This window comes from Mycolicibacterium novocastrense (assembly GCF_001570485.1).
Lineage (GTDB): Bacteria > Actinomycetota > Actinomycetes > Mycobacteriales > Mycobacteriaceae > Mycobacterium > Mycobacterium novocastrense.
The window spans coordinates 91,689-104,689 of record NZ_BCTA01000069.1 but is presented as its reverse complement, the minus strand read 5'-3'; the positions used below and the strand labels follow the sequence as shown (position 1 = coordinate 104,689).

Genomic DNA, 13,001 nt, shown 5'->3' with positions numbered 1-13,001 from the left:
GCGGCCGGGTCATCGGTCAGGGTTCGCAGACCACCAACGGGATCACGCGATCGGTCCAGGACTGGTAGTCCTCGTACGTCGGATACATCTGGACCAGTCGCGGCCAGTACTTCGCACGCTCCTCCTCGGTGGCGTCGCGCGCGGTCAGGTCCAGCACTTCGCTCTTGATCTGCACCTGGACGCGGGGGTCGGCCTTGAGGTTCAGGTACCACATCGGATGTTTGTCGCTGCCGCCCTTGGACGCGGCGACGATCACCTTGTCGCCGTCGCGGTGAAAGTACAACGGGCTGACCCGAGGTTCGCCGGTCTTGCGTCCGGTCGTCGTCAGCAGCGCCACCGGGATGCCCTGGAACTCGCCGCCGAGCCCTTCGCCGTTGTTGCGGCGGTACAGGAAGGTGTTGAGCCTCGACATCTGCTTGACGAAGAAGTCCGAGGCCTTCGTATCCATGAACCGTGGCCGCGACTTTGGCATGGCCGTCATCCTATGCTCGGTCGATGAGCACAGTCTCTGATACCGATCGGATCGCCGCCGCGGAGTCCTATATCGATGCGCTGGTCAGCCATCGGGGCGACGACGTTCCCTTCGCGCCGGACTGCACCAGGATCGAAAACGGCCTCAAGACCGGCTTCTCGGGTGCGCATCTGCGGCGCAGCCTGAATCGCGGACCGCAGTTCCGGATCATCTCGGCGATCGTCGACCGCGAATTCCGCGTCGACGGCGACGACGTGCACGCAACGTTCACCGTCGTCACCAAGCCGACAATCGCCGGGCGGCGCGTGGGCGCCCGCACCGAGGAGACCTTCCGCATTCCGGCCGCCGACGGGAAGATCCACCACATCCGCGCGCGCGTGCGGCCGGTATTGCTGCGCGGCTGAGCCCGTCGACGTAAAGCGCTTCGGCGCCCGACGATTTCGCGACTAGATCCGCTCGATGATCGTGCCGGTGGACAGCGCGCCGCCTGCGCACATCGTGATCAGCGCCGTGCTCTTGTCGGTGCGCTCCAACTCGTGCAGAGCGGTGGTGATCAGCCGGCTGCCGGTGCTACCGACGGGGTGGCCGAGCGCGATCGCGCCGCCGTTGACGTTGACCCGGTCCATGTCGGGTTCGTGCACCCGCGCCCACGACAGGACGACCGAGGCGAAGGCCTCGTTGATCTCGACGATGTCGATGTCGCCCATCTTCATGCCGGCCTTCTCGAGCACCTTCGCCGTCGACTGAACCGGCCCGTCGAGGTGGTAGTACGGCTCGGCACCGACCAGCGCCTGGCTCACGATGCGGGCGCGGGGCTTCAATCCGAGCGCACGGGCCTTATCCTCGTCCATCCACAGCACCGCCGCCGCGCCGTCGGAGATCTGCGACGAGGTACCCGCAGTGTGGATACCGTCCTCGAGCACCGGCTTCAGTGATGCCAAGCCCTCGAGGGTGGTGTCGCGCAGGCCCTGGTCGCGCGTCACGACGTGGCGCTCGCTGGTGGGCTGCTTCTGCTCGTCGAGCACGGGCGCCTCGATACCGCTGATCTCGCGGTCGAACCGGCCTTCGGCCCACGCCTGCTTGGCCTTGAGCTGGGACTCGAAACCGAACTGGTCGATATCCTCGCGGGTGATCCCGCGCCGTTTGGCGATCCGCTCGGCAGCGGTGAACTGGTCGGGCAGGTCGATGTCCCACGACGACGGCCGCAGGATGCTGCGGTCGGGGCCGGCGTTGGCGCCGAGGCCGACGCGGCTCATCGCCTCGATGCCGCAGGCGATGCCGATGTCGATGGCACCTGCTGCGATCAATCCCGCGACCAGCCCGTTGGCCTGCTGACCGCTGCCGCACTGGCAGTCGACGGTCATCGCGCCGACGTGCTCGGGCAGGCCGGCCACCAGCCAGCTCACCCGGGTGATGTTGTTGGACTGTTCGCCGTACTGTGTGACGCAGCCACCGATCACCTGCTCGACGTCGCCGGGGTCGATCCCGGCCCTCTCGACGACAGCTTTCTGGGTGGCACCGAGCAACTCGGTGGCGTGCAGGCCGGACAGCCAGCCGTTGCGCTTACCAATGGGGCTGCGGGTGGCTTCAACGATGACAGGGTTACCCATTCCGTCAGGCTAGAACACGTTTCATTACTCTGACAAGCGACGTTGATGACCTGCCTTTTATCTGCGCAGAAGGCATGTTTTACTGAGACTAGAACATGTTGCAATAACTGTTGCGGAGGAGCTTTCCCCATGCCTTGCCCGAATATCCCAGCCGACTTCGACTTCCTCGACGCGAGCCTGAACCTCGAGCGCCTTCCCGTCGAAGAGCTGGCCGAGTTGCGTAGGTCCGAGCCGATCCACTGGGTCGACGTGCCAGGCGGCACCGGCGGCTTCGGCGACAAGGGCTACTGGCTGGTGACCAAGCACGCCGACGTCAAAGAGGTCTCGAAGCGCAACGATGTCTTCGGCAGCTCACCCGACGGCGCGATCCCGGTCTGGCCGCAGGACATGACGCGCGATGCCATCGACCTGCAGAAGGCGGTGCTGCTGAACATGGACGCGCCCCAGCACACCCGTCTTCGCAAGATCATCTCGCGCGGCTTCACGCCCCGCGCTGTGGGGCGGCTCGAAGACGAACTGCGGGCTCGGGCACAGAAGATCGCCGAGACCGCCGCGGCCGAGGAGTCCGGCGACTTCGTCGAACAGGTCTCGTGCGAGCTTCCGCTGCAGGCCATCGCCGAACTGCTCGGCGTGCCGCAGGACGACCGCGACAAGATCTTCCGCTGGTCCAACGAGATGACCGCCGGTGAAGACCCGGAGTATGCCGATGTGGACCCTGCGGTGTCGTCGTTCGAGTTGATCCAGTACGCGATGAAGATGGCCGAGGAGCGGGCCAAGAACCCCACCGAAGACATCGTCACCAAGCTGATCGAGGCCGACATCGACGGCGAGAAGCTCTCCGATGACGAGTTCGGCTTCTTCGTCGTGATGCTCGCGGTTGCCGGTAACGAGACCACCCGCAACTCCATCACCCACGGCATGATCGCGTTCTCGCAGAACCCGGATCAGTGGGAGCTCTACAAGCGCGAACGCCCCGAGACCGCCGCCGATGAGATCGTCCGTTGGGCCACCCCGGTTTCGGCCTTCCAGCGCACCGCGTTGGAGGACGTCGAGTTGGGTGGCGTGCAGATCAAGAAGGGTCAGCGGGTCGTGATGTCCTACCGCTCGGCCAACTTCGACGAAGAGGTCTTCGAGAACCCGCACAAGTTCGACATCCTGCGCGACCCCAATCCGCACGTCGGTTTCGGCGGCACCGGCGCGCACTACTGCATCGGCGCGAACCTGGCGAAGATGACCATCAACCTGATTTTCAACGCGGTCGCCGACCACATGCCCGATCTCAAGCCGATCGGCGAGCCCGAGCGGCTCAAGTCGGGCTGGCTCAACGGCATCAAGCACTGGCAGGTGGATTACACCGGAAAGTGCCCGGTCGCCAACAGCTGACGACGTACGTTGTAGCGACTGCGAAATTTCCCGGTATCAAGGAGGATTCGGGTGGACTTCAGTCCAGACGAAGGGCAGCAGGCTGTCGCCGACGTGGTGACCTCGGTGCTGACCCGGGACAACAGTTGGGACGCACTGGTGTCCGGAGGCGTGACCGCGCTTGCGGTCCCCGAGCGTCTCGGCGGCGACGGTGTCGGCCTGCCCGAGGTGGCGACCGCGCTCACCGAGATCGGCAGACACGGAACGGTCAGCCCCGCGTTGGCCACGCTGGGTCTGGGATTGCTTCCGCTCCTGGAGTCGGCGACCGACGAGCAGCAGGACCGCTATCTGGCCGGGGTCGGCAAAGGCGCCGTGCTCTCGGCCGCGCTCAATGAACCGGGGGCACCGCTGCCGGATCGGCCGGCGGTGACGTTCGCCGACGGCCGGCTCAGCGGTACCAAGGTCGCCGTTCCCTATGCGGAACAGGCGGATTGGCTCGTCGTCACGACCAACAGCGCCGTGGTGGTGGTGTCGCCGAAGGCCGACGGCGTGGTGGTGACCAAGTCGCCGACGTCCAACCACGGCGACGAGTACTCGGTGACGTTCACCGACGCCGCAGTCGACGGCACGCTGGACGGGCTGCAGGCCCGCCGAGTCAACCAGCTTGCCCTAGCAGCCATCAGTGCGTTCGCAGCGGGACTGGTCGCCGGCGCACTGCGGCTCACCGCCGACTACGTGGCCACTCGCGAGCAGTTCGGCAAACCGCTGTCGACATTCCAGACCGTCGCCGCGCAGCTGGCCGAGGTGTACATCGCCTCGCGCACACTGACATTGGCGTCGAACTCGGTGACCTGGCGGCTGTCAGAGGGCCGCGACGCCGACGACGATATCGACATCCTCGCGTACTGGCTGGCATCGCAGGCGCCTCCGGTGATGCAGCTCTGTCATCACCTGCACGGCGGTATGGGTATGGACATCACCTATCCGATGGACCGCTACTACTCCTCGATCAAGGACCTGGCCCGCCTCGTGGGTGGTCCGTCACACCGGCTCGATTTGGTGGGAGCCGCACTGGGCGAGCGAAACGACGGGAGCTAGCAATGTTCATCGAACTGACGCCCGAACAGAAGCAGCTGCAGGCCGAACTGCGCGAGTACTTCTCCAATCTCATCTCGCCCGAAGAGGCCAAGGAGATGGAAAAGGACCGCCACGGCAAGGCGTACCGCGCGGTCATCAAGCGGATGGGCTCGGACGGCAAGCTCGGCGTCGGCTGGCCGAAGGAATTCGGCGGCCTCGGCTTCGGGCCCATCGAACAGTCGATCTTCGTCAACGAGGCGCAGCGGGCCGACGTGCCGCTGCCCGCCGTCACACTGCAGACCGTCGGGCCCACGCTGCAGCAGTACGGCACCGAAGAACAGAAGAAGAAGTTCCTGCCCGCCATCCTCGCCGGCGAGGTGCACTTCGCGATCGGCTACACCGAACCGGAAGCCGGCACCGATCTGGCGTCGCTACGCACCACCGCGGTACGGCAGGGCGACGAGTACATCGTCAACGGGCAGAAGGTGTTCACCACCGGCGGGCATGACGCGGACTACATCTGGCTGGCGTGTCGCACCGACCCGGAGGCGGTGAAGCACAAGGGGATATCGATCCTCATCGTCGACACCAAGGACCCGGGGTACTCGTGGACGCCGATGATCCTGTCCGATGGCGCTCACCACACCAACGCGACGTACTACAACGACGTTCGGGTGCCGGTCGACATGCTGGTCGGTGAGGAGAACGGCGGGTGGAAGCTGATCACCACCCAGCTGAACAATGAGCGCGTGATGCTGGGGCCCGCCGGCCGATTCGCCAGCCTCTATGACCACGTGCACGCGTGGGCCTCGAAACCCGGTGGCAACGGCGACATTCCGATCAACCACGGTGACGTCAAGCGCGCTCTCGGTGAGCTCAAGGCGATGTGGCGGATCAACGAACTACTCAACTGGCAGGTCGCTGCGGCCGGCGAGACCATCGACATCGCCGACGCCGCAGCAACCAAGGTGTTCGGCACCGAGCGGATTCAGTACGCCGGACGCCTCGCCGAGGAGATCGTCGGCAAGTACGGCGACCCGGCTGAGCCGGAGACCGCCGAACTGCTGGAATGGCTTGACTCGCAGACCAAACGAAACCTGGTGATCACGTTCGGTGGAGGTGTCAACGAGGTGATGCGGGAGATGATCGCGGCCGCGGGCCTGAAGGTGCCGAGGGTTCCGCGGTGAGCGCCGACCTGAGGGCAGACATCGAGAAGATCAAGGCGGACGGCAGAAGCGAGCCGCGCACCGGTCGAGATCCGGTCAATCAGCCCATGATTCACCACTGGGTCGACGCCATCGGGGACCGGAACCCGATCTACGTGGACGAGACGGCCGCCAAGGCCGCCGGCCACCCGGGCATCGTGGCGCCGCCGGCGATGATCCAGGTGTGGACGATGGGCGGGCTCGGACAGGGCCGCTCGGACGACGACCCCCTGACCAAGATGATGCAGCTGTTCGACGATGCCGGCTACGTCGGCGTGGTCGCCACCAACTGTGAGCAGACCTACCACCGGTATCTGCGCCCGGGTGAGGAAGTCAGCATCCACGCCGAGATCACTGACGTCGTCGGTCCCAAGCGCACAGCGCTGGGTGAGGGGTACTTCATCAACCAGCTCATCACCTGGACCGTGGCCAACGGTACCGACGGTGACGAAGCTGTCGCTGAAATGCTGTGGCGCATCATGAAGTTCAAGCCGGCAGAGAAGGACGCCGGCGCGGCGGTGCCCGACGATCTGGACGCGGACATGATGATGCGGCCGGCTTCGTCGCGCGACACGAAGTTCTTCTGGGACGGCGTCAACGCACATGAGTTGCGCATCCAGAAGCGTGACGACGGCACATTGGTGCACCCTCCGATACCCGCCATCTGGCAGGACAAGGACCAGCCGACCGATTACGTCGTCGCCAGCGGCAAGGGCACCGTGTTCAGTTTCGTCGTGCACCATGCGCCGAAGGTGCCCGGGCGGACGTTGCCGTTTGTGATCGCTCTTGTCGAGCTCGAGGAGGGTGTGCGGATGCTCGGACAGCTCCGTAACGTCGACCCGGCCACGGTGCAGATCGGAATGCCCGTCCGCGCAACATATATCGATTTCCCGGAAGGCGAATCCGGTCCCGCGTGGACGCTCTACGCGTGGGAGCCCGATGAGGAGGCCGCAGCGTGAGCGCACCCGCAGTCGACGTGGGAACGAAGCTTCCCGAACTCGCCCTCTACGGCGACCCGACCTTCATCGTGTCGACGGCCATCGCCACCCGCGATTATCAGGACGTCCATCACGACAGGGACAAGGCGCAGGCCAAGGGCAGCAAGGACATCTTCGTCAACATCCTCACCGACACCGGCCTGGTGCAGCGGTACATCACCGACTGGGCCGGTCCGACCGCGATCATCAAATCGATATCGCTGCGATTGGGTGTGCCGTGGTACGCCTATGACACCGTGACGTTCTCCGGTGAGGTGACCGCCATCGAGGACGGCCTGATCACGTTGAAGATCGTCGGCGCCAACAGCCTCGGCAACCACGTGATCGCCACTGCGACTTTGACGATCGGAGGAAAGGGCTGATGCCGCGAAGGCGACCGCGAGTGAGGATCGCAGCGAGGAACGAGCGAGGACCGGAACGAGCGGAGAGCCGAGCATGAGTGCGGGTGGACTGTCCGGGAAGGCGGCGATCGTCGGGATCGGCGCCACCGACTTCTCCAAGAACTCCGGTCGCAGCGAATTGCGACTCGCGTCCGAAGCGGTGCTCGACGCGCTCGACGATGCGGGCCTGACACCTGCCGACGTCGACGGCATGGTCACCTTCACGATGGACTCCAACACCGAGGTCGCGATCGCGCGGGCGACGGGCATCGGCGAGTTGAAGTTCTTCTCGAAGATCCACCACGGAGGCGGCGCGGCCTGCGCGACCATCCAGCAGGCGGCGATCGCGGTGGCAACCGGTGTGGCGGATTGCGTTGTGGCGTACCGGGCGTTCAACGAGAGATCGGGTGTCCGATTCGGCCAGGTGCAGATGCGTCTGGTCGAGAACGCCGACTCGACCGGCGTCGACAACTCCTTCTCCTACCCGCACGGCTTGTCGACCCCCGCTGCGCAGGTCGCGATGATCGCCCGGCGCTACATGCACCAATCCGGCGCGACCAGCAGGGACTTCGGCATGATTTCGGTCGCGGACCGCAAGCACGCCGCCAAGAACCCCAAGGCGTACTTCTACGAGAAGCCGATCACCATCGAGGATCACCAGAATTCGCGGTGGATTGCCGAACCCCTGCGGCTTCTGGACTGCTGCCAGGAAACCGACGGCGGCGTCGCGTTGGTCGTGACATCCGCCGAGCGGGCCGAAGACCTCAAGCACCGCCCAGCGGTCATCGAGGCGGCCTCGCAGGGTTCCAGCCCGGACCAGTATTCGATGACGAGCTACTACCGGCCGGAGCTCGGACTGCCCGAGATGGGGCTCGTCGGCAGGCAGTTGTGGTCGCAGTCGGGGCTGAAACCACAGGACATTCAGACCGCCATCCTCTACGACCACTTCACCCCGTTCACCCTGATCCAGTTGGAAGAGCTCGGATTCTGCGACAAGGGTGATGCCAAGGACTTCATCTCCGACGGGGCGATCGAGGTCGGCGGGCGGTTTCCGATCAACACCCACGGCGGTCAGTTGGGCGAGGCGTATATCCACGGCATGAACGGAATCGCCGAGGGTGTTCGCCAGCTGCGGGGGACTTCGGTCAACCCGGTGCCCAATGTCGAGCACGTCCTCGTCACCGCGGGCACCGGCGTGCCCACATCGGGACTGATCCTGGGCTGATCGGTGTGCCGCTGAGCTCGAGGCGCCTACTACCCTCTGAGGGGTGAACTCGCCGAGGCCGCCCGGGTGGGACGACCCTGATCCGGAATTCTCTGCCGGTCAGGGAAATTGGGCGCGCAGGTTCGATGCACCGCTGACGGTGACTCCGCGCCAGGTGCAGCCGAGGTCCAGAGGCAAGGCCCTGGCCATCGGCGCCGTCTTCGTCGTCGCGGTCGGCGGAGTGGTCTTCTGGTTGACGCGGCCGTCTGAGGACTACGCCCAACCCGCCGAATCCGAGGCACCCGCGGCGACCGGGCCGTCTCAGCCGACGACCACGTCCGAGGACGACGGGCGGCTGCTGCGGTTGCTGCCGAAGGGCTACCGCGCCGGCGCGTGCGAGCCGACGCAAGCGCCCGAAGGTGTTCTGTCGCAGGTGAAGTGCGCCCAGAACGACGATCCCGACGGCCCGGTGTCGGCGACGTTCAGCCTCGTCGGTGACAGCATCTCACTCGAAAGGGTCTTCAACGAGACGATCGGGGCCGCGAAGAGGGTCGACTGCCCGGGCAATATCCAGTCACCGGGGCCGTGGCGGCGCAACGCCACGCCGGACAGCATCAGCGGGCAGCTCTACTGCGGCCTCACAGACGGTCAACCGACCGTGGTCTGGACCGACGAGGAGAGAAAGACGGTCAGCGCCGTCCGAGCGGGGCCGAATGGCCCGACCTTTCCACGGTTGTACGCGTGGTGGTCCTCGCACTCGTGACGACGCTGACCGTATGACCTGTTAGGCGATCCGCTTACGGAGTCGGGGCCGGGGTGTAGGTGGTCGGGGTCTGCACCTGGTCGCCGGCGGGCAACGGGGTGCCCTGGCTTCCGGCGGGCTGCGGAACGCCCTCGGTGCCGGCCGGAGCCGGCGTGCCCTGTGCGGGCTGTGCCGGGGTGCCCTGCGCGGCAGGAGCGGGCGCGCCCTCGGGCTGAGCCGGGATGCCCTGCGCGGCAGGAGCGGGCGCACCCTCGGGCTGAGCCGGCGCGATCGGGGTGCCCTGGCTGCCTTCCGGAAGCGGTGTGCCCTGGCTGCCCTCGGCGATCGGCGTGCCCTGGCTGCCCTCGGGTGCCTCGGCGCCCGTTGCGGCCGGAGCGGCGGTCGTGCCCTCCGGAGCCGCGGTCGTGCCCTCGGGAGCCTCGGTAGCCGGAGCCTCCGCGGGTGCGGTGCTACCGGTGCCGTACGAGGTCGACGGCGAGGACGTGCTCGTGCTCGAGGTCGTGGCAGGCTTGGTCCACACCAGCAGATCCTGTCCGCCTGCGTTGTAGACCACCCGGTCTGGGGTTGCGCCGGTGACGTCGAAGTAGACCTTGCCGGACGTCTCCTGCCCCTGAGCCAGCGTCGAGGGGTTCACACCCTGCGGCGTGGCCACCTCGAACAGCGAGCGGCACGTCTGGCCGTCGGCGGTCCGTGCGACCAGGTTCGCCACGATAGGAGTCGCCGATCCCTGGATCGCCTGGTCTGTCGCCGTTGCCTCCCACAGCGTGCCGGTCACCGGGTAGGGGATGACGTCGCTGCTGGGCATGAGGTTGGTGATCGTCCAGCCTTGGATCACGGCCCCGTCGACCAACTTGCCCTGGGATCCGAGTGTCTGGGTCTGGACCGTCGGCCCGGGTGGCGTGGCTTCGGGCTCGGCGGAGGCGAACGGTGCTGCGATGAATCCCGCGGTCGCGGTCGCTGCCAAGACGCTGGTGATCCTGGTGATCTTCAAGATGTGCTCCTGACTCGTCCGAGAATTGGAATGGTCACCGAAGGAAAAACTATCAGGTTGCTCGGTAATGGCGGATTCTGTCCGTTGACCGCCCATTCTCGGTAGAACGCGAAGGCATCGTCTGCGTAGGCCAGTTTTCTGAACACGTCCATCGGTGACTTTTCGTGCCTGCTGATACGTCGCAAATTCGGCTGTGATTTCGGAGTGCCGTTCAAGACACGGTGGTAAAAGCTGGGCCACAGGGCAAATGCCCGCGCCGATTGATGACTTTGTACCCTCATGTATCTTTTCAGCAAACCGTACGGTCGTATCGGCCAACCGGCTGAAACAGAGGCAAGCGACCGAGGCGCCCGACGTCTCACCACCTACAGAGGAGTCACGTCATGGCCAAACATCGAAGAGACGCTCGACGGGTGGTACGGATTCGGCAGTATCTCGGGGTCGGAATCGGCGCGGCGGCGGTGGCGGGCGGTGGTGCCCTGCTGATCGCACCGCCGAGCGGTCCGGCTCCAGCGGAGACCTCTCCGGTCGTCCAGTTGGCGTCGGTGGAATCGGTGTTGGTGCCATTGGCTCCGCCGCCCGATGACTTCTGGTTGCTGTATGAAAACAGCCTGACCGGATCTGGCGGGGGCGCCCCCGCAGCCGCCAGTTTCAGCACTTTCGGGGGACGTCCGATGATCGGGCCGGGCGGCTGGCTCATCGGTAATGGTTTGAACGCTGCTGCCGATTGCGTCGGCTCGGCGTGCAACGGCGGCAATGGCGGCATCTTGTTCGGCAACGGTGGTAATGGAGCCAACGGTGGCAACGGTGGCCACGCCGGGTTGTTCGGCGGGAACGGCGGCAACGGCGGCACCGGTGTGCTCGGCGTTCGCGCCGGCGCGGGCGGCAACGGCGGCAACGTGGGCGCGTTCGCGTTGATCGGCAACGCCGGAAACGGCGGCAACGGCGCGGCGGGTGATGCCACCCGCAATGGCGGCAACGGGGGGAACGGCGGCAGCGTCGGGCTGTTCACCCTGATCGGCAACGGCGGTAGTGGCGGTCATGGCGGCTTGGGCTGGGACGGTGCAGACGGCGTCAACCCGACATGGGATGGCACTCGTGCGGCCACCGGCACGAGTTATCCGACGTCCTTGACCGGGACGGGCACGGTGATCGGAGCCAGCGGAGGGCCCGGCGCACCGGGTCAGGAAGGGGCTACCGGCGGCGGCAACGGCGGGCAGGGTCAGCTCACCACCTCTAGCGGACCCAACAACAACACCTCGATCGCGGTGAGTGGCGATGGCGGAAACGGCGGCGATACCGACATCGCGGGAGCCCCCGGGGGTAACGGCGGCAGGGGCTCCGGCGGATCGGCCCGTTATAACGGAACCGGCGGTGCCGGTGGCAATGGTGGTGACGGTGGTCCGGGTGGCGGCGCGGGTGGCAACGGTGGCAGCGGTGGGAACGAGACAGTGGTGTTGTTCTCGTCCAATCCGGAAACTTCGGGCATCGTCCAAGGCGGAATAGGCGGAGACGGCGGCGACGGCGGTGTCGGCACCGCGGGTTCCAACGGAACCAGCGGCGGTTCCGGCGGCAAAGGTGGCCGCGGAGGGCTTCTGGTCGGCAATGGCGGAGCCGGCGGGAACGGCGCCGACGGTGGTGACGGCGGTGACGGGGCGGCCGGGGGCAATGGCGGCAACGGTGGCCTCGGTGGCGCCGGTGCGGTGCAAAATCTCCAATCCAGCCCCAGCACGTCGACCTATCCAGGGAATGCGTCGGGCGGTAAAGGGGGCACCGGGGGCACCGGCGGCAAGGGCGGTGACGCCGGCACCGGCGGCAGCGGAGCCAAGGGCGGCGCCGGTGGGATCTTCGGTAAGCGCGGCAGCACTGGCAGCAACGGTGTCAACGGCACCGGCGGCACCGGCGGCACCGGCGGCAAGGGCGGCAATGGTGGCAGGGCGTACACGTCGGACGGAAATATCGGCGCGTCCGGTAATGCAGGCAACGCCGGTAATTCCGGCAATCAGGGGTCCGGCACCACGGGTGGTTCCGGCGGCGAGGGTGGCACCGGCGGAAACGGCGCGTCCGGGTCTAACCCCTAGGCGGGGGTCAACTCCACGCCGGCGAGCGCCATCGCATCGTCGCGCCCGGGTGCGGTCACGGTGGCGACGAAGCCGTCGCCGTCCTTCCACACGCTGGCCCTGAGCGTCTCCCCGGGGAACACCACTCCGGCGAAGCGCGCGCCGTAGCTTGCGACCCGCGCGGTATCGCCGTCGAGCAGGGTGTCGACCAGCGCCTTGCACGTCATGCCGTAGGTACACAACCCGTGCAGGATCGGACGCGGAAATCCCGCCGCCGCCGCGAAGTCGGGATCGGAGTGCAGCGGGTTGCGATCGCCGCACATCCGGTACAGCAGCGCCTGCTGCGGGGAAGTGGGGATCGCGATCTCGAAATCCGGTGCGCGCTGCGGAGGTTCCGAAGCTCCCGACGGTCCACGATCGCCACCGAAGCCACCTTCACCGCGCGCGAAGATCGATCGCTTCTGGGTCCACAACGGGGTGCCGTCGGGCGCCGTCACCGTGGTCTCCGACCAGATGACCGCGGCCTTGCCCTTGTCCCAGATGTCGGTGAAGCGCGTGACGGCGATCCCGGTGCCCGACGGCGGAATCGGGCCCGGAACCGACACGGCCTCGCTGGCGTGCAGCACCTTGGAAAGCTCGATGTTGATACCCGGGAACTTCACCGTCGGCGGTTCCGTCATGTGGAAGCTCTGCGCAACATTGCCGAACGTCGGTAGCACCTGCGGCGTTTCGTCGGTCAGGTAGCGCAACTCGCGCTTGTCCATCGGGTCGGCGCCTGCGCCGAGCCCGAGGTGGTAGAGCTGAATGTCGCTGCTGGTCCAGGAGAACTCGGCGGCGGGGAGTTCGGCGCCGAGCGCCTCGTCGAGATTGATGGGCATG

The 13,001-nt window shown here is 66.5% G+C and carries 13 protein-coding genes; 9 read left to right on the top strand and 4 right to left on the bottom strand.

Annotation, left to right across the window (positions count from 1 at the left end):
• Positions 1-16: 16 nt before the first annotated feature.
• A complete protein-coding gene (locus RMCN_RS22735) occupies positions 17-472 on the bottom strand; it encodes a nitroreductase family deazaflavin-dependent oxidoreductase (RefSeq protein WP_067394286.1) in 456 nt (151 codons plus the stop codon).
• 23 nt (positions 473-495) lie between these two features.
• Here RMCN_RS22735 and RMCN_RS22730 point away from each other — a divergent pair, with 23 nt between their 5' ends.
• On the top strand, positions 496-876 hold the full coding sequence (locus tag RMCN_RS22730; protein WP_067393919.1) for a DUF8021 domain-containing protein: 381 nt from the start codon (positions 496-498) through the stop codon (positions 874-876).
• Positions 877-918: 42 nt separating this feature from the next.
• Here the strand turns inward: RMCN_RS22730 and RMCN_RS22725 are convergent, their stop codons facing one another.
• Positions 919-2,082: a steroid 3-ketoacyl-CoA thiolase gene (locus RMCN_RS22725; protein WP_064347939.1), complete on the bottom strand. Its 1,164-nt coding sequence runs from the start codon at positions 2,080-2,082 to the stop codon at positions 919-921.
• A 129-nt stretch (positions 2,083-2,211) separates the two neighbouring features.
• Between RMCN_RS22725 and RMCN_RS22720 the strand changes: the two genes are divergently transcribed.
• The 7 genes from RMCN_RS22720 to RMCN_RS22690 all read left to right on the top strand — a co-directional run bounded on the left by RMCN_RS22720 (position 2,212) and on the right by RMCN_RS22690 (position 9,071).
• Positions 2,212-3,465, top strand: a complete 1,254-nt coding sequence (locus RMCN_RS22720; RefSeq protein ID WP_067393916.1) for a cytochrome P450 — start codon at positions 2,212-2,214, stop codon at positions 3,463-3,465.
• A gap of 51 nt (positions 3,466-3,516) precedes the next feature.
• The gene (locus RMCN_RS22715; RefSeq protein ID WP_067393914.1) at positions 3,517-4,542 is read left to right on the top strand and encodes an acyl-CoA dehydrogenase family protein; all 1,026 of its coding nucleotides are present in this window, start codon (positions 3,517-3,519) and stop codon (positions 4,540-4,542) included.
• 2 nt (positions 4,543-4,544) lie between these two features.
• Complete coding sequence (fadE29, locus tag RMCN_RS22710; protein WP_067393911.1) at positions 4,545-5,708, top strand: acyl-CoA dehydrogenase FadE29; 1,164 nt, start codon at positions 4,545-4,547, stop codon at positions 5,706-5,708.
• Positions 5,705-6,685: a bifunctional MaoC family dehydratase N-terminal/OB-fold nucleic acid binding domain-containing protein gene (locus tag RMCN_RS22705; protein ID WP_064347943.1), complete on the top strand. Its 981-nt coding sequence runs from the start codon at positions 5,705-5,707 to the stop codon at positions 6,683-6,685. Before fadE29 ends, RMCN_RS22705 begins: the two co-directional genes overlap by 4 nt.
• Entirely contained in the window at positions 6,682-7,086 is a 405-nt protein-coding gene (locus tag RMCN_RS22700) for a MaoC family dehydratase (RefSeq protein WP_064347944.1), read from the top strand. The genes RMCN_RS22705 and RMCN_RS22700 overlap by 4 nt, the downstream gene beginning before the upstream one ends.
• 73 nt (positions 7,087-7,159) lie before the next feature.
• On the top strand, positions 7,160-8,329 hold the full coding sequence (locus RMCN_RS22695; RefSeq protein WP_067393908.1) for a 17-hydroxy-3-oxo-4-pregnene-20-carboxyl-CoA lyase: 1,170 nt from the start codon (positions 7,160-7,162) through the stop codon (positions 8,327-8,329).
• A 43-nt stretch (positions 8,330-8,372) separates the two neighbouring features.
• The gene (locus RMCN_RS22690; RefSeq protein ID WP_067393906.1) at positions 8,373-9,071 is read left to right on the top strand and encodes a hypothetical protein; all 699 of its coding nucleotides are present in this window, start codon (positions 8,373-8,375) and stop codon (positions 9,069-9,071) included.
• Positions 9,072-9,105: 34 nt separating this feature from the next.
• Here RMCN_RS22690 and RMCN_RS22685 read toward each other — a convergent pair whose 3' ends face one another.
• Complete coding sequence (locus RMCN_RS22685) at positions 9,106-10,062, bottom strand: MPT63 family protein (protein WP_067393903.1); 957 nt, start codon at positions 10,060-10,062, stop codon at positions 9,106-9,108.
• Positions 10,063-10,445: 383 nt separating this feature from the next.
• Between RMCN_RS22685 and RMCN_RS31125 the strand changes: the two genes are divergently transcribed.
• The gene (locus RMCN_RS31125) at positions 10,446-12,143 is read left to right on the top strand and encodes a hypothetical protein (RefSeq protein WP_067393900.1); all 1,698 of its coding nucleotides are present in this window, start codon (positions 10,446-10,448) and stop codon (positions 12,141-12,143) included.
• On the opposite strand, the gene RMCN_RS22665 is transcribed toward RMCN_RS31125, so the two are convergent.
• Positions 12,140-13,000 (bottom strand): enoyl-CoA hydratase ChsH3, encoded by an 861-nt coding sequence (locus tag RMCN_RS22665; RefSeq protein WP_067393897.1) that lies wholly within the window; start codon positions 12,998-13,000, stop codon positions 12,140-12,142. The two genes, RMCN_RS31125 and RMCN_RS22665, sit on opposite strands and share 4 nt — an antisense overlap.
• Position 13,001: the final 1 nt, after the last annotated feature.

Coding starts and splice junctions, on each gene's coding strand:
- RMCN_RS22735 (WP_067394286.1), bottom strand. CDS start 472: ATGCCAAAGTCGCGGCCACGGTTCATGGATACGAAGGCCTCGGACTTC.
- RMCN_RS22730 (WP_067393919.1), top strand. CDS start 496: ATGAGCACAGTCTCTGATACCGATCGGATCGCCGCCGCGGAGTCCTAT.
- RMCN_RS22725 (WP_064347939.1), bottom strand. CDS start 2,082: ATGGGTAACCCTGTCATCGTTGAAGCCACCCGCAGCCCCATTGGTAAG.
- RMCN_RS22720 (WP_067393916.1), top strand. CDS start 2,212: ATGCCTTGCCCGAATATCCCAGCCGACTTCGACTTCCTCGACGCGAGC.
- fadE29 (WP_067393911.1), top strand. CDS start 4,545: ATGTTCATCGAACTGACGCCCGAACAGAAGCAGCTGCAGGCCGAACTG.
- RMCN_RS22695 (WP_067393908.1), top strand. CDS start 7,160: ATGAGTGCGGGTGGACTGTCCGGGAAGGCGGCGATCGTCGGGATCGGC.
- RMCN_RS31125 (WP_067393900.1), top strand. CDS start 10,446: ATGGCCAAACATCGAAGAGACGCTCGACGGGTGGTACGGATTCGGCAG.
- RMCN_RS22665 (WP_067393897.1), bottom strand. CDS start 13,000: ATGCCCATCAATCTCGACGAGGCGCTCGGCGCCGAACTCCCCGCCGCC.